The organism is Pseudomonas sp. Emmai (assembly GCF_055179735.1).
Genome location: NZ_CM143685.1, coordinates 1,957,403 through 1,978,062, shown reverse-complemented (window position 1 = coordinate 1,978,062; position 20,660 = coordinate 1,957,403). Strand labels below are relative to the sequence as shown.

General features: G+C 60.6%; 14 protein-coding genes. 6 read left to right on the top strand and 8 right to left on the bottom strand.

What is annotated here, in order from left to right; all coding sequences use genetic code 11:
• Nucleotides 1–12 precede the first annotated feature (12 nt).
• The 6 genes from ACY4LX_RS08890 to ACY4LX_RS08865 form a co-directional block, all read right to left on the bottom strand.
• Complete coding sequence (locus ACY4LX_RS08890) at nucleotides 13–4,725, bottom strand: RHS repeat-associated core domain-containing protein (protein WP_463259701.1); 4,713 nt, start codon at nucleotides 4,723–4,725, stop codon at nucleotides 13–15.
• Nucleotides 4,722–7,628: a type VI secretion system Vgr family protein gene (locus ACY4LX_RS08885; RefSeq protein ID WP_463259700.1), complete on the bottom strand. Its 2,907-nt coding sequence runs from the start codon at nucleotides 7,626–7,628 to the stop codon at nucleotides 4,722–4,724. The genes ACY4LX_RS08890 and ACY4LX_RS08885 overlap by 4 nt, the downstream gene beginning before the upstream one ends.
• Nucleotides 7,629–7,757: 129 nt before the next feature.
• On the bottom strand, nucleotides 7,758–8,273 hold the full coding sequence (locus ACY4LX_RS08880) for an Hcp family type VI secretion system effector (RefSeq protein WP_149657116.1): 516 nt from the start codon (nucleotides 8,271–8,273) through the stop codon (nucleotides 7,758–7,760).
• Nucleotides 8,274–8,574: 301 nt separating this feature from the next.
• Nucleotides 8,575–9,441, bottom strand: a complete 867-nt coding sequence (locus ACY4LX_RS08875) for a carboxylate/amino acid/amine transporter (RefSeq protein WP_149657117.1) — start codon at nucleotides 9,439–9,441, stop codon at nucleotides 8,575–8,577.
• A gap of 328 nt (nucleotides 9,442–9,769) precedes the next feature.
• Complete coding sequence (locus ACY4LX_RS08870; RefSeq protein ID WP_123507765.1) at nucleotides 9,770–10,369, bottom strand: FMN-dependent NADH-azoreductase; 600 nt, start codon at nucleotides 10,367–10,369, stop codon at nucleotides 9,770–9,772.
• 309 nt (nucleotides 10,370–10,678) lie between these two features.
• Entirely contained in the window at nucleotides 10,679–10,993 is a 315-nt protein-coding gene (locus ACY4LX_RS08865) for a 3-phosphoglycerate kinase (protein ID WP_149657120.1), read from the bottom strand.
• 49 nt (nucleotides 10,994–11,042) lie between these two features.
• Between ACY4LX_RS08865 and ACY4LX_RS08860 the strand changes: the two genes are divergently transcribed.
• The 5 genes from ACY4LX_RS08860 (at nucleotide 11,043) to aqpZ (ending at nucleotide 16,239) form a co-directional block, all read left to right on the top strand.
• On the top strand, nucleotides 11,043–11,966 hold the full coding sequence (locus ACY4LX_RS08860; RefSeq protein WP_149657121.1) for a LysR family transcriptional regulator: 924 nt from the start codon (nucleotides 11,043–11,045) through the stop codon (nucleotides 11,964–11,966).
• 14 nt (nucleotides 11,967–11,980) lie between these two features.
• Nucleotides 11,981–12,784, top strand: a complete 804-nt coding sequence (locus tag ACY4LX_RS08855) for an alpha/beta fold hydrolase (protein WP_149657122.1) — start codon at nucleotides 11,981–11,983, stop codon at nucleotides 12,782–12,784.
• 3 nt (nucleotides 12,785–12,787) lie between these two features.
• The gene (locus ACY4LX_RS08850; protein ID WP_463259699.1) at nucleotides 12,788–13,345 is read left to right on the top strand and encodes a peptidylprolyl isomerase; all 558 of its coding nucleotides are present in this window, start codon (nucleotides 12,788–12,790) and stop codon (nucleotides 13,343–13,345) included.
• 85 nt (nucleotides 13,346–13,430) lie between these two features.
• The gene (locus ACY4LX_RS08845) at nucleotides 13,431–15,263 is read left to right on the top strand and encodes an ABC transporter ATP-binding protein (RefSeq protein WP_463259698.1); all 1,833 of its coding nucleotides are present in this window, start codon (nucleotides 13,431–13,433) and stop codon (nucleotides 15,261–15,263) included.
• Between the two features lie 280 nt (nucleotides 15,264–15,543).
• The gene (gene aqpZ, locus ACY4LX_RS08840; RefSeq protein ID WP_463259697.1) at nucleotides 15,544–16,239 is read left to right on the top strand and encodes an aquaporin Z; all 696 of its coding nucleotides are present in this window, start codon (nucleotides 15,544–15,546) and stop codon (nucleotides 16,237–16,239) included.
• A 15-nt stretch (nucleotides 16,240–16,254) separates the two neighbouring features.
• Here aqpZ and ACY4LX_RS08835 read toward each other — a convergent pair whose 3' ends face one another.
• Complete coding sequence (locus ACY4LX_RS08835) at nucleotides 16,255–17,379, bottom strand: GNAT family N-acetyltransferase (protein WP_149657126.1); 1,125 nt, start codon at nucleotides 17,377–17,379, stop codon at nucleotides 16,255–16,257.
• A 280-nt stretch (nucleotides 17,380–17,659) separates the two neighbouring features.
• On the opposite strand from ACY4LX_RS08835, the gene ACY4LX_RS08830 reads away from it, so the two are divergent.
• Complete coding sequence (locus ACY4LX_RS08830) at nucleotides 17,660–18,976, top strand: putative porin (RefSeq protein ID WP_149657127.1); 1,317 nt, start codon at nucleotides 17,660–17,662, stop codon at nucleotides 18,974–18,976.
• A gap of 438 nt (nucleotides 18,977–19,414) precedes the next feature.
• Here the strand turns inward: ACY4LX_RS08830 and ACY4LX_RS08825 are convergent, their stop codons facing one another.
• Nucleotides 19,415–20,536, bottom strand: a complete 1,122-nt coding sequence (locus tag ACY4LX_RS08825) for a beta-ketoacyl-ACP synthase III (protein ID WP_463259696.1) — start codon at nucleotides 20,534–20,536, stop codon at nucleotides 19,415–19,417.
• Between the last annotated feature and the right edge of the window lie 124 nt (nucleotides 20,537–20,660).

Sequence of the window (20,660 nt, the reverse complement as noted above, 5' to 3'; positions counted from 1 at the left end):
CTCTCCACTCAGTTATTGATCGCAGCAGCAGTTAAGTGAATTTACATATTGACCCGAGCACTTTCTAAGCCGTCGGGCCTGTGAAGCTGATATTCCCGACTGACGAATGGCCCCTTGCCAAACGTCCATTTGCCGCTTAGACGGTTTACCCGTTGCTGGGTCAAAATCAAATTCATTAACCCCCAAGCCTAGATGAGTTCGCGCCAAAGCGTTTTCGTTCGAGTGAATAGCGTCATGTCGTGTCGGGTCTATAGCAATAGATGGGTTGGCCTTGTTGCGGCGCCTTTTATTAGCACACCCCATTTGAACGAGAGACTCATGCCTGACGAGTTCATGTACCTCCAACTGATCACCGACATTGCTACCGCCATTGAGGCTACCATACGTACCTAACTGCCCATCAGCAGCGAGCCCAAGCGGGTCAATCCATATGACAGGATTGGACGCGTATTGATAGAAATTCGTCCCCCCGGCAAAACTAATCGGGTCCTGACTAACAAACCGCCCAACCCCCGGATCGTAGTACCGATACCGGTTGTAATGCAGCCCCGTCTCATGATCGTGGTACTGACCCTGGAACCGTATCGGGTTCACCACCCCCTGCTGCCGCGCCCATTCCGAACGTTGCTCCGTCACCTGCCCCCACGCCTTGTACTGCGCGGTCCAGGCCATGTTGCCCTGCGGGTCAGTCAATTCCTGCGGCGTACCCAAGTGATCGCACTGGTACCACGCCAACGCATCAAACGCTGGGGCGCTTACCTTGTAATTCCACAACGGATCCTCGTCGAGGCTGTATTCGCCGCTGTAATCCGGTTGGCCCGCCAGGTTGATCGGTGCGTGACGCACAGCCTGGGCGACCGGGACGAAACTGCCGGGTTCGAAGACGTAGTGAACAGTGCGGCCCGGCGCGCCGTCGGTTTGCGCCGGGCTGCTTTCCCAGGCGAGGTTGTCGCCGTCCCAGCCGTAGAGGGTGAAGCCGCAGCCGTATTCGCGTTGTTTGCGCGCGTGTTCGCTGCGGTTCCATTGCGAGCCGGCTTCGGGACGCTGTTTGTAGTGGGCGCTGGAGTTTTTGTGCAGGCGCCGTCCTAACGCGTCGTAGGCGAAGTCGACGGCCAGGCGTGGGTCTTCGAAACGCACCAGTCGATCAAACAGGTCCCATTTCAGATCGCTGCGGGTGCCGTTGTGCCAGCGCTGGATCTGGTTGCCGCGCTCGTCGTAGTCGTAGTGGGTGCCGGCGTATTCGCGCAGCAGGTTGTCGACCAGTTTGCTGCGTGGCGGAGTCTGATCCAGTGGGCGGCGGATTTCCGTGATTTTGTCGTCGAGCAGGTTGCTGGCCGGGTCGAAGGCAAAGGTTTCCACGCCTTGGCGGGTGGTAGCGCTGAGCAGGCGGCCGACCGGGTCGTAACGATAGGCGAGCGGGCCGCGGCGGCTGTCGTTGATGTCGGTCAGTTGGCCGGCGGCATCGTACTTGTATTCACGCTTGAGCAGCGTGGATTGGTCGTCGCTGCGTCCCAGCAGTTGCTCTTGCAAGCGGCCGGCCGGGTCCCATTTTTGCGTTTGCAGCAGGTGGTTGCCCTGGTGGCGGGCGACTTCGCGGTGCAGGTCGTCGCGTTCGTAGCCGATCAGTTCGTGATCGTCCAAACGCAGGCCCAGCAAGTGGCCGCTGCCATAAGTGAGCCAACTGACGCGGTGCCCATCCGGGCGTACGGTGGCGACACGCTGGTTGAGCACGTCGTACTCGTGCTGCCAGATGGCGACCGTGGGTTGTTCCAGGCCGAGGTAATGCTGGTGTTCGCGCAACAGGTTGCCGGCCGGGTCGTGGAACCATTGCAAGCGGCTGTCGGCGTTGTTCGCCATGACTAGGTTGCCGTTGCCGTCGTAGGCGAAGGTTTCGCTTTGCGACTTGTCCCCCAGGCTGGCGCGGCGTTCGGTCAGGCGCCCCATGGGGTCGAAGCTGACCGAGATCACGCGTTCGCCGTTGACGGTGTGGGCCAGGCGCCCGGTCTGGGCGTCGTATTGATAGCGCGTGGAGCGGCCGTCGAAGCCGGTTTCTTCCAGCAGGCGACCGACCGGGTCGTAGTGGAAGTGCGCGCGTTGTTCGTTTTCGTTTTCCAGGGCCAGCAACTGGCCGAGGCGGTCCCAACGGTAGCGCAGGGTTTGTTCGGCGGCATCGACCCGTTCGGCGATCAGACCGGCCGCGGTGTAGCTCCAGGTGGTGCAGCGATCGAGGCCATCGACGTGGGTGAGCAAACGACCTTCGGCATCGCGCTCGAAGCGCTCTTCGGTCTTGTCCGGGTGTTTGATCAACACCAACTGCCCGGCCTTGTATTCGTACTCAGTGCTCTGCCCGGCCGGATCGGTGAAACAAATCATCTGCCCGAGTTCGTTGTATTCCCAAACACTGGTTTTGCCCGAGCAATCGACGTATTCCACCAACTGCCCGGCGTCGTTGTAGGCCAGGGCTTTTTCGTTGCCGTTGGCGTCTTTGATCGCGGTGGGTTGGCCGGATTTGTTGTAGGCGTATTCGGTTTTGTTGCCCAGCGGATCGACCGTTTCGACCAGGTTGCCCTGATCATCGTAGGCCCGTTGCCACTGGCCGCCCTCGGCATCGCTGATCTTGATCAGCAAGTCCTGATCGTCGTAGGCGTAGTGCATCACGGTGTGGTCGGCGCGGATGTGTTCGAGGCGGTTGCCACGCTCGTCGTAGGTGTAGCGATCCGTGCTGCCATCCGTACGGACATGACGAATCACATTCTTGGCGTCATCGCGGAAAAACCATTCCGAACGCTCATCCGGGTGACGAATGCGGTAGGTGTAGCCAAGGATGTCGTAGTAGTGCCAGGTCTCGTTGCCGTGGGCGTCGGTGACGTAGGTCAGGCGGATGTTTTCGTCCCACTCCAGACGGGTGTCGAAGCTGCCGTCGTCGGCCCATTCGCGCACTGCTTTGGCGTCGGTGCCGGTACCTTGCCATTCCAGGTTCATGCCGCGACCGGTGCGGTCGGTGTAGCGGGTGATCAGGTGATGTTGGTACTGATAGGACCAGGCGGCGCCGTTCTCGTCTTGCGCCTGCATCAGGTCGCCGTAAGCGTCGTACTGATAGGCACAGAGCTGTCGCAGCGGTGCACCGTCGACGATTTCCCAGAGGCCAATAAGCCGACCGTGATCGTCGATCATCGTACCGAGGTGCAGGTGAACTTTGCTGATGTCGTTTTCTTGATACGTGATCAGGTCCGACAGCACCGACTGCTCGCCGTGGCGATGCTCGTAATGCAGCATGATCCCGGCGCCGTTGCGCAGGACCACATTCGTCAGCACATAACGCTGGCCGCGACGGACGTAGGTTTCTTTGCGCTCGAAACCACGGCACAGCAGTAATTGGTCATCTCCCGAGCGCACCAGGGTGATGTTTTCGATGGCGTCGTATTGAAACAGGCCGACCTTCGGCAGCGGATAGTCGTGGCTGCGGCCGTCGGCGTCGTGAAACTTCAGGCCATCGCCAATGCAGTCAAAACGGGTGGTGAATTCAGTGATCCAGCGGGCGCCGAGCTCGCTTTGATCGTAGGCCCCGAGGCGCGAACTGTAGGTACGAGTCCACTCAATCGGGAACGGCCCCGGCAGGCTGAAATCGGTGTGGCTAAGACTCTCCGACCCCATGGCAAAACTGATGCTGTTGCAGGTGCCGGTACAGGTGCCATTTTTCTTGCCATTGGCAGTATTCGTGGCCGGCACCTGATGACTGTTGGCCCCCAAACCACCCTCAGACGCCGTGCGCTTGGCCTGACTCGTCTTGTCAGGTTTGACTCCAGCGCTCTGACCATGAGCATTGCGCTTACGCCAGACGGTGACGGCGCTGGACAGGATAAACAGCAACCAGCCGATGGAGTTCTGCACCGATTCATCGTCCAGCTTGCTCAACTGCGTGCGCAGTTCCGGCCCCATCGCCCGCAACTTCTTGGTTTCGGTGGCCACCCGTTCTTTGATGTCATCGGGTAGCAGGTTTTCGGCTGCGCTATTGGCCAGGCCCTTGCCTGCGGCTTTATATGCACTGGCTGCGGCCCCGAAAATGTTGCCGATCGCCGCGAGTGGATCATTGAGCAGTTGGTCGCCGGCGGCGCTGATTTTTTGACCGGCCGCCTGGGCATCACCCTTGGCATCGAGCTTGCCATTGGCCACCGCGTCGAGGCCTTTGGCGATCTCGTTGATGACGTCCTCGCCCAGCTTGCCGGCGTCCGCCAGAATACCCGGCAGCTTGCCTTTGGCTTGTTCAACGAAGTCGTCGAGGGTACCGATAATCGAATCGTTCAAGTGCCCTATCAGTATTTCGACCACCGACGAGCCAAGCAGCGCTTTGGTCGAGGCCTTCATCTCCTGACGCACCAGAAACAGGGTCGGACGCAGGGTCATGCGTGCAGCGGCCATGGCCGGCGGCAACGGCAGGACGCCGATCAGGTTGATGCCGAGACTGGCCCAGGCGAGCAGGTCGCGTTTCTGGGCATTCGACAGGGTGACGATGTCGCCCAGCGCATCGACCAGCGCCATGATGTTGCCCACCACCGGCAAGGCACCGGCGACGTTCTTGATCCGGTCGAGGGTGACCACGCCGCCGCTGGCGGATTGCAACCAGGCGTCGAAGACTGCCGCGCTGCTGGCGACGTCCTGAACGTCGATAGCGCTCAGCGGAACAATGGCAACCTGCGGTTCACGTTTTACGAATTCAGTGGTCATGACAGCATCTCACCCGCCAGCAGGCCCGGGGTTTTAAAGGAGGTCTTGGGAGGCGTGACAGCCGGCAGGCTCGGCAACTTGCCGCTCTTGCTGGCGGCGCCGAGGAGGCTTGAGGCGCTCGGCATCGAGGCGCTGGCGAGTTTCGGCAACCCGGCCACGCCGCCCTGCACCGCGCCTTTGACTTGCTGCGCGGTCTGCATCGCGCCTTGGGCGCTTTGCACGGCGCTCATGCCGCTTTGCGCCAGGCCTTTGCCTTGCTCCAGCACGTCCCAGTTTTTGCTCGGCAATACCTGGGCAACCATGGCTTGCACCTGCGACGGGATGTCATCCTCCGTCAGCGGACTGAGCGGCCATTCCGGTTTACCGATGTAACTTCCATCACTCCAGGTGTCCGCCGGGTCCTTGCCAAACATCACCCGCGCCGGCCCCGGTGCGGCACCGGAAACCGTAGCAAACCCCTTGGCATCCAGCGTGCCCTTGAGGCTTTTGCCCAACGCGTCGATCACTTCGAAGTCGCCGCCCTTGATCCCCTGCTGCCCGGCGTACTGGTTGAACAGCTCCAGGTTGCCCTTGCCCGGTTTCGGCGGTTCGGGGAATACCCCTGCCAGACTTTTCGCCCCGGTGTAGGCGAAGTTCGCCGCGTGGGCGGTGTACGGCCCGGTGGTGGCATGGGTAATGCCGCCGGCGTTGTAGGTCGTGGCGCTGCCGCCGCCCTGGATCACCAGTTCGGTTTTCGCGGTGATGGTGATGCGGTCGGCATTCGCGGTGATGTTGAGTTTGGCCAGCAGGTTGATGCTGTCTTTCAAGGCGCGAATGTCGATGTCACCCGACGCCGCGACCAGCCGCCAGCCGAGGTTTTGCACGAACAGGCGCATGCCCTGGCTGGCGCTGGCCAGCAGGCGTTTACCGATCGACAGGCTGGTGTGGCCGGTGCTGCTCAGGGCCAGGTGTTCGCCGGTGGCGATGTGGCTGGAGCGCGGGGTGGTCAGGGCGATGCCCGCCGGACTGGCGAGCACCAGATGCGCTTCGGTGAACTCGGGAAATTCGTTGGCGCTCATGTTCGCCGGGCCGCTACCGAGAATGCCCTGGTGCTGAGCGTGCAACGCCTTGGCCACGTCGTCCTGATCGCCCGCTTCCTGGGCTTGCAGTTCCTTGGCCTGTATCGCAAAACCGTCCTGCTGCTCGCTGGCCGTGGCCAAACGCTCGGCGGTTTCCGGCAAGTCTTTATGGTGTTTGGATTCGTTGGGACGCGGCTCGGTGGTGATCAGCAGACCGGCGGCCGCACGCACCGCGCCATGACGGTCGGTACGCAGTTCAAAACCTTCGCCACGCGGCTGGCCGCCGGACGGGCGTGGATGGGTCAGGTAACCGAGGTTGATCGCACTGGCGCCATGATCGCTGCGCAGCGCAATGCTGATCTCGCTGGTGGTGTCGTCGATGCGCAGTTCGTTGGCGCGGCTGCCCTTGTATTCCTTGCTCTTGACCGTGGCCAGGGTTTTGAAGTCCGGCAGTTTGTACGGTGGCAGGTTGACGCCGTGGTACAGGCAACCGGTGATCAGCGGCTGGTCGGGGTCGCCTTCGAGGAAGGTGATCAGCACTTCCATGCCAACCCGTGGCAGGTTGATCGAGCCGAAGGTCTGCGCCGCCCAGTTCGAGGCGACGCGCATCCAGCAGCTGGTCTTGTCGTCGTGCTGGCCTTCGCGGTCCCAGAAGAACTGGACCTTCACCCGGCCGTACTGGTCGCAGAAAATCTCTTCGCCTTCGGGGCCGGTGACCACCGCGCTCTGGGTGCCGAGGACTTTGGGTTTCGGGTGCTCGAGCGGCGGGCGGTACGGTACGTTCCACGGGGTCGCGGAAAAACGGTTGCGATAGCCCTGGTGAAAGTCGTCCTTGAGGTCGGTGACGTCACTGCTGATCACCTCTTCCAGCACTTGCGGCTGTTTGCCTTCGTGGAAGATTTCGGTGAGCAGCCACAGGTCATTCCACGCCGGGTTGGCGTGCGCGGTCAGGGCGAGGAAATGCCCGGTCACCAGCAGCGGTTGATCGCTGCTGCCTTCGGCCAAACGGTAGTCGCTGCGGTGTCTTTCGAGGGCGCGATTGGCCAGGTGTTTGCCGCGCTCGCGGTCGACAAAACGGCCGGGGTAATCGTAGTCCTCAAGGTCCGGTTTGGCCGCGCTCTTGGCGTCGCTTTCGAGCTCGATCTTCGGTTTGGTGAAGTCGTAATCGCGGCGCGTGGTGCGGCTGGTTCGGGTGATTACGCGCAGGCCGAAACGCTTGATCACCGGCTGATCGGCGACCAGTCCGGTGTCCTGCTGATAAGTCACCGGCGCCAGTTTCGGGAAAACGGTCTGGTCGTCGCCGAACATCAGCAGATGCCCGGAAGCGCTGTGCTGGAAGTGGTAGTGAATGCCCTCCTCTTCGCACAGGCGCTGGACGAAGTGCAGGTCGGATTCGTCGTACTGCACGCAGTAGATGCGCTCCGGGTACACGGCGCTGAGCTGGAACTTGTGGTCGCTGGCGAGGATGCCGTGTTCTTCCAACACCTGGCTGATGATCTGCGGCACGCTCATCTGCTGGAAGATCCGCTGATTGACCCGGTGCGCCAGGTACGCCAGTTGCGGGCGCAGCGAGATCTTGTAGCGGGTCAGACGCTTGCCGGCCTCGCCCTGGGCGATGCTGTAGACCAACCCGTGGATGCCGGTGCCGTTTTGCGCGAGCTGTAAAAACGCCAGTTTGTGCAACAGGCTTTCGAGGTTCAGCGAGGCCTTTTCGCTGACCAGTTCCAGCTCGAATTCGAACGGTTGGTTGAGCGCTTCCCGGCCGGTGAAGGACAGCACCTGAAAATAGCTGTCGGCCCCGTCGATAGTCAGGGCAAAGTGGGTCTGATTGGCCGGTGCGAACATTCCGTGTTCCTCATGCGATGTTGCGACAGCCGTCGACGCCCGTTGGCGATCAACGACTGCAAAAATTCTTTAGGGGACAACCAACCGCCCCGGCCGCGCGGGCCGAGGCGGTACAACGGTCAACCTGGATCAGGCCACCGGCAGACGCCAGTCATCGGAACCCGAAGTACCGGATACTTCGTGGGTCCAGGTGATTTTGCGGTAGGTGAATTGCACTTCTTCCAGGTGCGTGAAGTGGGCGTTCGACGGATCCTGGCAGTTGTGCATTTTGTTGTTGATGGCGACGATGATCGCGTCTTCCAGTTTGGTGGTGTAGTAGTGCTCTTGGGTCCCTTGGGCCGAAGTGCGGTACCACTGGATAACGATTTCGCTCATGCGCTCGCCGGAGGTCAGAGCAGCTTGCAGCAGTGGCGAAGCCTTGTCGTAGACCTTGGTGATCACCACTGGCTTGTGCACGCGCTGACCGGTCGGTTGGCCGGATTGCGGGTCACGCGGGATGATCACGTCGTGGCTGAACGCCTGAACCATGACCTGGTCTTCGTGACCTTCCTGGTAGGTGTTGCCAACCGAGTCGGCGGTGAAGGCGCCAGCAGTGATCAGGCCTTGTTTTTCGCCAGTGACGGACATGTAGGCAGGTGTTGCCATGGGGTGCTCTCCTTGCTTGAAAGACAGGACCGGACGGCGTGATTGCCTGTCCAGGTGCCGAAGGAGATATCAAAAGGCGTGCCAGCCATCATGTGGCCATTATGTTTCAAGGGTTTGGGCGACGTGACCGTGGGTTTTTTCCGACTTTTGCTGTAGGAAACGGCCGACAAGTGCGCAAGAAGTTGCGCAGTACTGTGCAAGAAGTTGCGCACTTGGCTGTAAGCCTTGAGCAGCGTGGCTTACAGCGCATTTACCCGTCGTTTTAGCCAAAAGCAGTGCGCAACTTTTTGCGCACTTGCGCTTACGACGTCAAGACAGGCCGGCGTACGCCCAATCGACTGATCCACACCGCCGCCAGGATCACCGAACCACCGAAGAATAACCGCCCCAACTCCTCATGTTGGTTCCAGATCAGCAGATTGATCAGCAACCCCACCGGCACATGCAGGTTGTTCATCACCGCCAGCGTCCCGCCGTTCACCAGGCACGCGCCTTTGTTCCACCAGTACAGCCCCAGCGCGGTCGAGACCAGCCCGAGGAATACCAGCACGCCCCATTGCAGCGGTGCTTCGGGCAGGAAGTTCTGTTTGCCGAACAGCAGGAACGCCGGCAACGCCACCGCCAATGCGCCGAGGTAGAAGTAGCCGAAACGCCGGTAATGCGGCAGGTCGCTGGGGTGACGGGCCACCAGGTGTTTATAAAGGACTTGCCCCGCGGCGTAGGTGAAGTTGGCCAGTTGCAGCAGCAGGAAACCCATGAAGAAGTCCGGGTTGATCCGGTCGTAGCGAATCACCGCCGCGCCTGCCACCGCCACCAGGGCCGCGACCAGGGCCCACGGGTTGAAGCGCCGGTTCAGCGCATCCTCGATCAAGGTCACGTGCAATGGCGTGAGGATGGTGAACAGCAACACTTCCGGCACCGTCAGCACCCGGAAACTCAGGTACAGGCAGACGTAGGTCACGCCGAACTGCAACGCGCCGATCAGCAACATGCCACGCATGAACGCCGGCTCGACCGAACGCCAGCGCGTCAGCGGAATAAACACCAGCCCGGCCAGCAGCACCCGCACCAGCACCGCGAAGTAACTGTCGACATGCCCGGCCAGGTACTCGCCGATCAAACTGAAGGAAAACGCCTGGATCAGCGTGACAAAAAGTAGATAGCCCATGCTCGCCTCGTTTCGAATGGCGGCGACGATAGCGGGTTTTGCGCTTCACGGCTAATCACACAAATCCCTTGTAGGAGCGAAGCTTGCTCGCGAAGGCGGCGGCCCATCCAACATTGATGTTGGCTGACACACCGCTTTCGCGAGCAAGCTTCGCTCCTACAGGTCTGTGTGAATCCCGGGCAAAAAAAAGCCCGATCTCGCTAATGCGTTCAATCGGGCTACAGCACTCAGGAGCAACAAGTGCAAAGGGAGGTTCGATGCGCGTAAAGCCTTGAAGGGGTTGCGCCAGGCCACTTGAACATCAAGGGATTATCTGGCGATTAAAGCCTCAGGCCACTTGGGAAAGCTTGGCGTTGGCCTGGTTCAGGCCCTTCTCCTGGAAGTCGCCGCCCAGGTTCATGCCTTCGGCGTGAATGAAGGTCACGTCGTGGATGCCGATGAAGGCCATGACCTGACGCAGGTACGGTTCCTGGTGATCCGCCGGGCCACCGGCATAGATCCCGCCGCGAGCGGTCAGCACGTAGGCACGTTTGCCGCTGAGCAGGCCTTGGGGGCCGGTGTCGGTGTATTTGAAGGTCACGCCGGCACGCAGCACGTGGTCGAGCCAGGCTTTGAGGGTGCTCGGGATCGCGAAGTTGTACATCGGCGCGGCCATCACCAATACGTCGGCGGCAAGCAGTTCGTCGGTCAACTGGTTGGAACGGTCGAGGGACGCCTGTTCGATGTCGTTGCGTTGTTCGGCAGGTTTCATCCAGCCGCCGAGCAGGTTGATGTCCAGGTGCGGCACCGGGTTGACGGCCAGGTCACGGACGGTGATTTGATCCGCCGGGTGCGCGGCTTTCCATTGGCTGATGAAGGTCTGGGTCAGCTGACGGGAAACCGAGTCTTGCTGACGGGCGCTGCTTTCGATGATCAGAACGCGGGACATGGGATGTAGCCTCCATCTGAGAATGCTGTAGGGCGATGGAGTGGAGGTTAAACAGAGTTATATCGATGAAAAAGCGCAAATAACTGCTATAAAGCATCGATAAATTCGTTTATAAGCTGAGCATGCCCTATTCCTGTGGGAGCGGGCTTGTGTGGCGAGGGGGCTTGCCCCCGTTGGGACGCGAAGCGACCCCAAAACCATCCACCGCGGTGTTCCAGATAATCCGCGGTGATTGGATTACGACTGCTTCGCAGCCGAACGGGGGCAAGCCCCCTCGCCACACAAGCCTCGCTCCTACCGGGGAGACATCTATTTCGGGGTGCAGCTCAGGTTGATACGCATCTTGATGATCGTACGGGTGAATTTGGCCGTGGCGTTTTTATGTTTGCCGGCGGGCACGTCGACGGTGCGGGTGCGCGGTGCTTCCGGGCCGTTGTTGAACACCACCTTACACGTCGCATCCGTACTGCCGTAGTTGTTGACCTGAATGGACGCGATGTCGTTATCCGTGTCGAAGGCGTTGTAGTCGATGCTCATGCCATTGAGCTGTTTTTGAACATCGATCGGATAGGCAAACGCCGTCAGCGGCAACAGCGCCAACACTACACAACAGAATTTTTTCATTCGGCAGTCTCCAATAGGGACCGCCAGCTTAGGACAAGAGGAGCTCATCATGAAAGCGCCCCGCGTGACCCTTGATCAATGGCGAACATTGCAAGCCGTGGTCGACCACGGCGGTTTCGCCCAGGCCGCCGAAGCGCTGCATCGCTCGCAATCGTCGGTCAGCTACACCGTGGCCCGCATGCAGGACCAGCTCGGCGTGCCGCTGCTGCGCATCGATGGCCGTAAAGCCGTGCTCACCGAAGCCGGCGGCGTGTTGCTGCGTCGCTCGCGGCAATTGGTGAAACAGGCCAGTCAACTGGAAGACCTGGCCCATCACATGGAACAAGGCTGGGAAGCGGAAGTGCGGCTGGTGGTCGATGCCGCTTACCCCAGCGCCCGTCTCGTGCGCGCCTTGACCGCGTTCATGCCGCAAAGCCGTGGCTGCCGGGTGCGGCTGCGCGAGGAAGTGTTGTCGGGGGTCGAGGAAGTCCTGCTCGAAGGCGTGGCCGACCTGGCCATCACCGGTTTCAGCATTCCCGGCTACCTGGGCGCGGAATTGAGCGATGTGGAATTTGTCGCCGTCGCCCACCCCGATCACTCGCTGCATCGACTCAACCGCGAAATCAATTTCCAGGACCTGGAAACCCAGATGCAAGTGGTGATCCGCGACTCCGGTCGCCAGCAGCCACGGGACGTCGGCTGGCTCGGCGCCGAACAGCGCTGGACCGTCGGCAGCCTGGCCACCGCCGCGACTTTTGTCAGCAGCGGGCTAGGCTTTGCCTGGTTGCCCCGGCACATGATCGAACGGGAATTGAAGGAAGGTACGCTCAAGCTGCTACCGTTGGACCAGGGCGGCAGTCGCAACCCGAGCTTCTATCTGTACTCGAACAAGGACAAACCCCTGGGCCCGGCGACGCAAATCCTCATCGAACTGCTGCGCACCTTCGACACTGCGCCGCTGGATGCGCCTTTCGCCGCCCCTGAACAAGCCTGACACGGAGTTTTTGCATGGCCTATTTCGAACATGAAGGTTGCAACCTGCACTATGAGGAATATGGCCACGGCACGCCGTTGCTGCTGGTCCACGGGCTGGGTTCCAGCACGTTGGACTGGGAAATGCAGATCCCGGCGCTGTCCGCCCGCTACCGGGTGATCGTCCCGGATGTGCGCGGCCACGGTCGTTCGGACAAACCCCGCGAGCGCTACAGCATCGCCGGGTTCAGCGCCGACCTGATCGCGCTGATGGAACACCTGAACCTCGGCCCGGCCCATTACGTGGGCCTGTCCATGGGCGGCATGATCGGTTTCCAGCTAGCCACGGATCAGCCGCAACTGCTTAAGAGCCTGTGCATCGTCAACAGCTCGCCCGAGGTCAAGTTGCGCAGCCGCGACGACTATTGGCAGTGGTTCAAGCGCTGGAGTCTGATGCGCGTACTCAGCCTCGGCGCCATCGGCAAGGCCCTGGGCGCCAAGCTGTTCCCGAAACCGGAGCAGGCGGACTTGCGACAAAAGATGACCGAGCGCTGGGCAAAAAACGACAAACATGCTTATCTCGCCAGCTTCGATGCCATCGTTGGCTGGGGGGTTCAGGAACGACTTTCGAAGGTCGTCTGTCCAACCCTGATCGTCAGCGCCGACCGTGACTACACGCCGGTGGCGCTGAAAGAAACCTATGTAAAACTGCTGCCCGATGCGCGGCTGGTGGTGATCGCCGATTCGCGCCACGCCACCCCGCTGGATCAACCCGAACGCTTCAACCAAACCCTGCTCGAGTTTCTCACCGCAGTCGACACCACTACTCAGGATCACTGACCCATGCTGAAAAAAATCGCCCTCGTCGCTGGCTCCGTGCTGTTTGCCGCCAACCTGATGGCCGCCACGCCCGCCAAGGCACCGCACGTGCTGCTGGACACCACCAACGGCCAGATCGAAATCGAGCTGGACGCGGTCAAGGCACCGATCAGTACCAAGAACTTCCTTGATTACGTCAACAGTGGCTTCTACAACAACACGATTTTCCACCGTGTGATCCCGGGCTTCATGGTCCAGGGCGGCGGTTTCACGCAGCAGATGCAGCAGAAAGACACCAAGGCGCCGATCAAGAACGAATCCAAAAACGGCCTGCATAACGTGCGTGGCACGCTGTCCATGGCGCGTACTTCCAATCCGGATTCGGCCACCAGCCAGTTCTTCGTCAACGTCAAGGACAACGATTTCCTCGACCAGGGCGATGGCTACGCCGTATTCGGTAAAGTCGTCAAAGGCATGGACGTGGTGGACATCATCGTCAACACGCCAACCACTACCCGTGGCGGCATGAAAGACGTACCCGCCGATCCTGTGTTCATCAAGTCGGCCAAAGTCATCGACTAAGCTTCACAGGATGTCTTGAGCGGTTGTCGCCCTGCGGCACCGCTCACACTGTTCAAAGGAGAGCCCCAGCGCGGGCGGAGAACCCATGCTTTATCGCCGTTTTGAAAAACTGATCGACATCTTCCGCGATGCACCAACGGCGGCTCCGCCGGACCGGGTTCTCCCCTTCTATACCTATTACCTGAAGCAGGTCTGGCCGAGTTTCGCCGCCCTGCTGATTGTCGGCCTGTTCGCCTCGCTGATCGAAGTCGCGCTGTTCAATTACCTGAGCCGCATCATCGACCTGGCGCAAGGCACGCCGAACCCGAATTTCTTCCAGGATCACGCCCTCGAACTGACCTGGATGGTGGTGGTCACCCTGGTGCTGCGCCCGATTTTCTTCGGCCTGCATGACCTGCTGGTGCACCAGACCCTGACCCCGAGCATGACCAGCCTGATCCTGTGGCAGAACCACCGCTACGTGCTCAAGCAGAGCCTGAATTTCTTCCAGAACGACTTCGCCGGGCGCATCGCCCAACGCATCATGCAAACCGGCAACGCCCTGCGCGACTCGGCCGTGCAAGCGGTGGATGCGCTGTGGCATGTGTTGATCTACGCGATCAGCGCCCTGGTGCTGTTTGCCGAAGCCGACTGGCGCCTGATGATCCCGTTGATCACCTGGATCGCCGGTTTCATCGGCGCGCTCTATTACTTTGTGCCACGGGTCAAGGACCGCTCGGTGCAGTCCTCCGATGCGCGTTCCAAACTCATGGGACGGATCGTCGATGGCTACACCAACATCACCACGTTGAAGCTGTTCGCCCACACCAATTACGAACAGCAGTACGCCAAGGAAGCCATCAAGGAACAGACCGAAAAAGCCCAGATGGCCGGCCGCGTGGTCACCAGCATGGACGTGGCCATCACCAGCATGAACGGCTTGCTGATCGTCACCACCACCGGCCTCGCGCTGTGGCTGTGGTCGCAGTCGCTGATCTCGGTGGGCGCAATTGCCCTGGCTACCGGCCTGGTGATCCGCATCGTCAACATGTCCGGCTGGATCATGTGGGTGGTCACCGGCATCTTCGAAAACATCGGCATGGTCCAGGACGGTCTGCGCACCATCGCGCAACCGGTCAGCGTCACCGACCACGCGCAAGCCAAACCCCTGGCCGTGGCCCGTGGCGAGGTGCGTTTCGAGCACGTGGATTTCCACTACGGCAAGAAGAAAGGCATCATCGGCGGCCTCAACCTGAACATCAAACCCGGCGAAAAAATCGGCCTGATCGGCCCGTCCGGTGCCGGCAAATCGACCCTGGTCAACCTGCTGTTGCGCCTCTACGACGTCGAGGGCGGACGCATCCTCATTGATGGCCAGAACATCGCCGAAGTCGGCCAGGAAAGCCTGCGCGAGCGTATCGGCATGATCACCCAGGACACCTCGCTGCTGCACCGTTCGATTCGCGACAACCTGCTTTACGGCCGGCCCGACGCCACCGACGCCGAACTCTGGGACGCGGTGCACAAAGCCCGCGCCGACCAGTTCATCCCGTTGCTCTCGGACGCCGAAGGTCGCAGCGGTTTTGATGCCCACGTCGGTGAGCGCGGGGTGAAACTCTCCGGTGGCCAGCGTCAGCGGATCGCCATCGCCCGGGTGCTGCTCAAGGACGCGCCGATCCTGATCATGGACGAAGCCACCTCGGCACTGGACTCGGAAGTCGAAGCGGCGATCCAGGAAAGCCTGGAAACCCTGATGCAAGGCAAAACCGTGATCGCCATCGCCCACCGCCTCTCGACCATCGCGCGCATGGACCGTCTGGTGGTGCTGGAAAACGGCAAGATCGCCGAGACCGGCACCCACGCCGAACTGTTGGCCCATGGCGGGTTATATGCGCGGTTGTGGGCGCACCAGACGGGTGGGTTTGTCGGGATCGATTGAAACCGTTACCTGATCGTTCCCACGCTCTGCGTGGGAATGCCTCAGGGGACGCTCCGCGTCCAGTGACGCGGAGCGTCACGGGCTGCATTCCCATGCGAAGCGTGGGAACGATCACCGCCAGAGCCCTTTAATGACGTGCTCTGGCGGTTTTTTCATGGCTGCTGGATTTCCGCCAGAACCCTGCTGTACTCAGCCAAGGTTCTGGAAATGAGCCTGTCGTACATCTGCAGGACGCATCACGCACTACAGTCTCGATAGGTCGCCTATCAAGGACGCTCTCATGTCTCTGTTCAAACGTTCAGTCACTGAGTTGTTAGGTACGTTCTGGCTGGTGTTGGGAGGTTGCGGCAGTGCGGTGCTGGCCGCGTCTTCGCCGTTGGGTATCGGGGTGCTGGGTGTAGCCCTGGCGTTTGGTCTTACCGTGCTGACCATGGCGTTCGCCATTGGCCATATCTCTGGATGTCATCTCAACCCGGCCGTATCGGTCGGCCTGTTCGTCGGCGGTCGGTTCCCGGCCAAGGAATTGCCGGCCTACATCATCGCCCAAGTCATTGGCGGGATCATCGCGGCGGCCTTGCTTTACTACATCGCCAGCGGCAAGGAAGGCTTCGACCTGTCGGCAGGCCTGGCCTCCAACGGCTACGGCGAGCATTCCCCCGGCAAATACTCGATGGCCGCAGGCTTCGTCTGTGAACTGGTGATGACAGCGATGTTCGTGCTGATCATCCTCGGCGCCACCGACCAACGCGCGCCGGCCGGGCTGGCACCGATCGCCATCGGCCTGGCCCTGACGCTGATCCACCTGATCTCGATTCCTGTCACCAACACTTCGGTCAACCCGGCGCGCAGCACCGGCCCGGCGTTGATAGTCGGCGGCTGGGCCATCGCGCAGTTGTGGATGTTCTGGGTCGCCCCGCTGCTCGGCGCGGTGGTCGGCGGGGTGACTTATCGCTGGCTGTCCAAGGAAGGCAGCTGATGCCCGTGGCGAGGATCAGGCTTGCCGGTAAGGCAAGGCGGTCCTCGCTTCCTCGGCATACGCCAACACCCCGACCCGTTCCTGTTGCAGGAAGTCTTTGACCGCCGCTTTCAACCCCGGATGCCGCAAGTAGTGCCAGGAATGGGTGATCACCGGCTCGAAGCCGCGAATCAACTTGTGCTCGCCCTGAGCCCCGGCGTCGAATCGCTGGAAGCCATTGGCGATGGCGTAATCCATGCCCTGATAGAAACACGTCTCGAAATGCAAACGGTCGTACTCCGCCAGGCAACCCCAGTAACGACCGTAGAAACTGTCGCCCCCCACCAGGCTGAAGGCCATGGCCACCGGCCGTGAACCTTGCTTGGCCAGCACCACGCGAATCGATTCCGGCATGCGCTCGGCCAGCAGGCTGAAGAATTCCCGCGTCAGGTACGGCGTTTGCCGACGCACCGCATAAGTATTGGCGTAGCAGGCGTAGACGAAATCCCACTGCGCCTCGGTCAGTTGCGCCCCCTCGAGCCATTCGAACTCGATGCCCTGCCCCGCCACTTGCTCGCGCTCTTTGCGCATCTGCTTGCGCTTGCGCGAACTGAGGGCGTCGAGAAAGTCCTGGAAGTCCCGATAGTCGCGGTTCTGCCAGTGGTACTGACAGCCGATGCGCTGCAGCCAGCCGGGCTGTTCGGCCAACGCGGCGTCGGTGAACGGGTCGGTGAAATTGATGTGCGCGCTGGAGAGTTCTTCGATTTCCAGATAACCCGGCAGGCTTTTGAGCAACTCAAAACCATCCTCGACACGGGCCGCCAACAAGCGCGGGCCGCTGACCGGGCTGAACGGCACGGCGGTCAGGAGTTTGGGGTAATAGTCGATGCCGGCACGGGCGCAGGCATCGGCCCAGGCATGATCGAACACGTATTCGCCGTAAGAATGCCACTTGCGGTAACTGGGCAATGCGGCGATCAGACGCTCGCCTTCGATGTGCAGCAAATGCTCGGGTTGCCAGCCGGAATGCGGGCCGACGCTGCCGCTGTCTTCCAACGTACTGAGGAAGGCATGGCGCAGGAATGGCTGATTTTCGGGCACCAGCGCGTCCCACGTGAGCGGCGCGATTTCGGACAGGCTTTCCAGACGTTGCAGCGGCATCGGCATTCTCACAATTGTTCGCGTAACAGCCCGGCGAGTATCGCTTATCGCCGCCCATTGCACACCCGTCATCCGCCGACAGTGCTCTAGAACAAAGGTTCACGAAAGGTTTGTATCGTCATCGAGCTGCCATCACTTTGCCACTGCACTGTCATAAACCATCGCGATACTGGCGCCTGTTTTTAGAGCGCCGGGTTCTACCCGGTCACTGTTTTCCGTCCGTCATTGGTCGGTTGTGTCCTGGATGGCTCAGTCATCCCTTTCATCTTCGGAGATTGATATGCGTCTTGCTTCCACGAAAACTGCGGCGGCCTTGTGTGGCGGCCTGATGCTGGCCATGAGCGTTCCGGCCAGCGCCGCAGTCGACGCCAAACTGCTCGACATGCTCAAGGCAAACGGCTCGATTTCCCAGGCGCAATACGCCGAACTGCAAGCCGAACTGGCCCGTGACCAGAAAGACCAGCAAATCGCCCGCCAGGCTCAGCAAGAGACCAACGAGCAGATCGCCGCGACTGCGAAGAAAACCAATGAACTGAGCACCTTCGACCAGAAACTGGCCTGGGCCGCCAAGACCCAGTTCAAGGGTGACGTGCGTTTCCGCCAGGAAACGGTGAAGAACGATGGTGTGTCGAACAACAAAGACCAGGACCGTCAGCGCATTCGCGTTCGCCTGGGTGCCTACAGCGAAATCAACCCGCAGGTCGACACCGGTATCCGTATCGCCACCGGCAACAACGACGACGCTCGCTCCACCAACCAGAGCCTGGACGGCTACTTCGACAAGAAGTCGATCTGGCTGGATCAGGGCTACGTCGACTACCACCCCGACTTCCTCAAGAACCTGCACGTTGTGGGCGGCAAGATGCCGCAGCAATGGGTGAGCATGGGCGACATCATCTGGGATAGCGACATCAGCCCGGAAGGTCTGGCACTGACTTACAAGTACCCGTTGGGCGCCAGCACCGAGCTGTTCGGCAGCGCCGGCCATTACACCCTCAAGGACAACGTCGACGGCGACGGCGTGCAGTTCAAGCACGACCTGCGCCTGTACGCCGGTCAGTTGGGTGCGCGCTTCGCCATCACCGACAATCTGAAACTGACCCTGGGTGGCAGCGTCTACGGTTACGACAACGACGACGACATCACCGCAGGCGGCACCACCACGCCATCGATCCTGGCCACCAACGGCAACACCCCGAACGAACAGTTCAAGCTGTACGAAGGTTTTGGTCAGATCGACATCGGCGGCCTGCCAATGCCGTTGTCGCTGTACGGTCAATACGTCACCAACAAAGACGCCAGCAACGATCAGGACGCCGCCTGGTTGACCGGTGTGAAGACCAAGCTTTACGGCTTCGCTGTGGATTACAACTATCGCGACGTACAGCGTAACGCCGTGGTCGGTGCCTTCACCGATTCCGACTTCGCCAACGGCTTCACCGGTTCGCGTGGCAGCAAGTTGAAAGTCAGCTATGAAATCGACAAGAACTTCGCCCTGGGCGCGACGTATTTCATGGCTAAATCCGACTTCACCAACGCCACCATCCGCGACTCGGACATCAAGACCCTGCAACTGGATGCCGAAGCCAAGTTCTAAAAAAGCAGTTGCAAGTTTCAAGCTACAAGCTTCAAATTCAAGCGCACTGCTGGCAGCTTGAAGCTTGCCGCTCGAAGCTGCTCCTTTACAGCCTCGCGTTGGTCTATCGGTCCCCATCATCCGTCCGATAGCCCAACGCGGGGCTGTTTTCATTTCCCATTCACACCGGCCTTTTGTGGCGAGCGAGCTTGCTCGCGTTGGAGCGCGAAGCGGTCCCCTGCATTTCATCAGACAGACCGCATTCGCTGACTTTACGACTGCTTCGCAGCCGAGCGGGAGCAAGCTCCCTCGCCACAGAAGCGTCCTTGGCCCAAATACCTCATGCACAAAAAAAGATCGCAGCCTGCGGCAGCTCCTACAGAATCGAGTCCAACCTCACTATTGAGTTGAACCCGATCCTGTAGGAGCTACCGCAGGCTGCGATCTTTTAAAGCGAACTCAGCGCTTACGCAGAATCACGCTACCAATCGAATACCCGGCACCAAACGAGCTGAGCACCGCCAGCGAACCGCTGGCCAGGTCATCCTGGTTCTTGTGAAACGCAATCACGGAACCGGCGGAGCTGGTGTTGGCGTAGGTATCAAGAATCACCGGGGCTTCTTCTTCGGTGGCTTCGCGACCCAGCAGTTTCTTGACGATCAAGTGGTTCATGCTGAGGTTGGCCTGGTGCAGCCAGAAGCGTTTCACATCGCCGATGTTGAGCTTGTTTTCGTCCAGGTGCGTGGCGATCAGCTCGGCGACCATTGGGCACACGTCGCGGAATACCTTGCGGCCTTCCTGCACGAACAGTTTGTCCTTGGCACCGATGCCCTCTTCCGCCGCGCGGTTGAGGAAGCCGAAGTTGTTGCGGATGTTGTTGGAGAACTTGGTCAGCAGCTTGGTGCTGACAATGTCGAACTGGTACGGGGAGGTCGCCAGGTCGGCACGTTCGATGATCACCGCGGTGGCGGCGTCGCCGAAGATGAAGTGGCTGTCACGGTCGCGGAAGTTCAAGTGACCGGTGCAGACTTCCGGGTTGACCATCAGGATCGCCCGGGCCTGGCCCAGTTGCACGCTGTTGGTGGCGGCCTGGATACCGAAGGTCGCCGAGGAACAGGCCACGTTCATGTCGAAGCCGAAACCTTCAATGCCCAGGGCTTCCTGGACTTCGATGGCGATGGCCGGGTAGGCGCGTTGCAGGTTGGAACAGGCAACGATCACGCCGTCGATGTCCGCGGCGGTCTTGCCGGCGCGCTGCAAGGCTTGCTCGGCAGCGCCGATGGCCATCTGGCAGAGCACCGACCATTCGTCGTTGGACCGCTCGGGCAGGCGTGGCGCCATGCGTTGCGGGTCGAGGATGCCGTCCTTGTCCATGACAAAGCGGCTCTTGATGCCGGAGGCTTTTTCGATAAACGCCGCGCTGGACTCGGTCAACGCTTCGAGCTCGCCGCGCGCGATGGCGTCGGCGTTGTCGGCGTTGAATTGCGCGACGTAAGCGTTGAAAGACTGCACCAGCTCTTCGTTGGAGATGCTGTTGGCCGGGGTGTAGAGGCCGGTGCCGCTGATGACGACGTTATGCATGGTCGTTTCTCTAATCTGTTCAGGCAGAAAGCGTTGGCACCGACGTACCAACACACAAAGGGTCGTTTCCCGTCCGGGGAAGCAAACCTGGCATCGCTTTATTCCGAACCGCCCGGGCCTGTGA

What these genes read in the sequence shown, in the direction of transcription:
- ACY4LX_RS08825 (WP_463259696.1), bottom strand. Translation starts at nt 20,536, where the DNA reads ATGCATAACGTCGTCATCAGCGGCACCGGCCTCTACACCCCGGCCAAC.
- ACY4LX_RS08830 (WP_149657127.1), top strand. Translation starts at nt 17,660, where the DNA reads ATGCGTCTTGCTTCCACGAAAACTGCGGCGGCCTTGTGTGGCGGCCTG.
- ACY4LX_RS08855 (WP_149657122.1), top strand. Translation starts at nt 11,981, where the DNA reads ATGGCCTATTTCGAACATGAAGGTTGCAACCTGCACTATGAGGAATAT.
- ACY4LX_RS08885 (WP_463259700.1), bottom strand. Translation starts at nt 7,628, where the DNA reads ATGTTCGCACCGGCCAATCAGACCCACTTTGCCCTGACTATCGACGGG.
- aqpZ (WP_463259697.1), top strand. Translation starts at nt 15,544, where the DNA reads ATGTCTCTGTTCAAACGTTCAGTCACTGAGTTGTTAGGTACGTTCTGG.
- ACY4LX_RS08870 (WP_123507765.1), bottom strand. Translation starts at nt 10,369, where the DNA reads ATGTCCCGCGTTCTGATCATCGAAAGCAGCGCCCGTCAGCAAGACTCG.
- ACY4LX_RS08835 (WP_149657126.1), bottom strand. Translation starts at nt 17,379, where the DNA reads ATGCCGCTGCAACGTCTGGAAAGCCTGTCCGAAATCGCGCCGCTCACG.
- ACY4LX_RS08845 (WP_463259698.1), top strand. Translation starts at nt 13,431, where the DNA reads ATGCTTTATCGCCGTTTTGAAAAACTGATCGACATCTTCCGCGATGCA.
- ACY4LX_RS08880 (WP_149657116.1), bottom strand. Translation starts at nt 8,273, where the DNA reads ATGGCAACACCTGCCTACATGTCCGTCACTGGCGAAAAACAAGGCCTG.
- ACY4LX_RS08865 (WP_149657120.1), bottom strand. Translation starts at nt 10,993, where the DNA reads ATGAAAAAATTCTGTTGTGTAGTGTTGGCGCTGTTGCCGCTGACGGCG.
- ACY4LX_RS08850 (WP_463259699.1), top strand. Translation starts at nt 12,788, where the DNA reads ATGCTGAAAAAAATCGCCCTCGTCGCTGGCTCCGTGCTGTTTGCCGCC.
- ACY4LX_RS08890 (WP_463259701.1), bottom strand. Translation starts at nt 4,725, where the DNA reads ATGACCACTGAATTCGTAAAACGTGAACCGCAGGTTGCCATTGTTCCG.
- ACY4LX_RS08875 (WP_149657117.1), bottom strand. Translation starts at nt 9,441, where the DNA reads ATGGGCTATCTACTTTTTGTCACGCTGATCCAGGCGTTTTCCTTCAGT.
- ACY4LX_RS08860 (WP_149657121.1), top strand. Translation starts at nt 11,043, where the DNA reads ATGAAAGCGCCCCGCGTGACCCTTGATCAATGGCGAACATTGCAAGCC.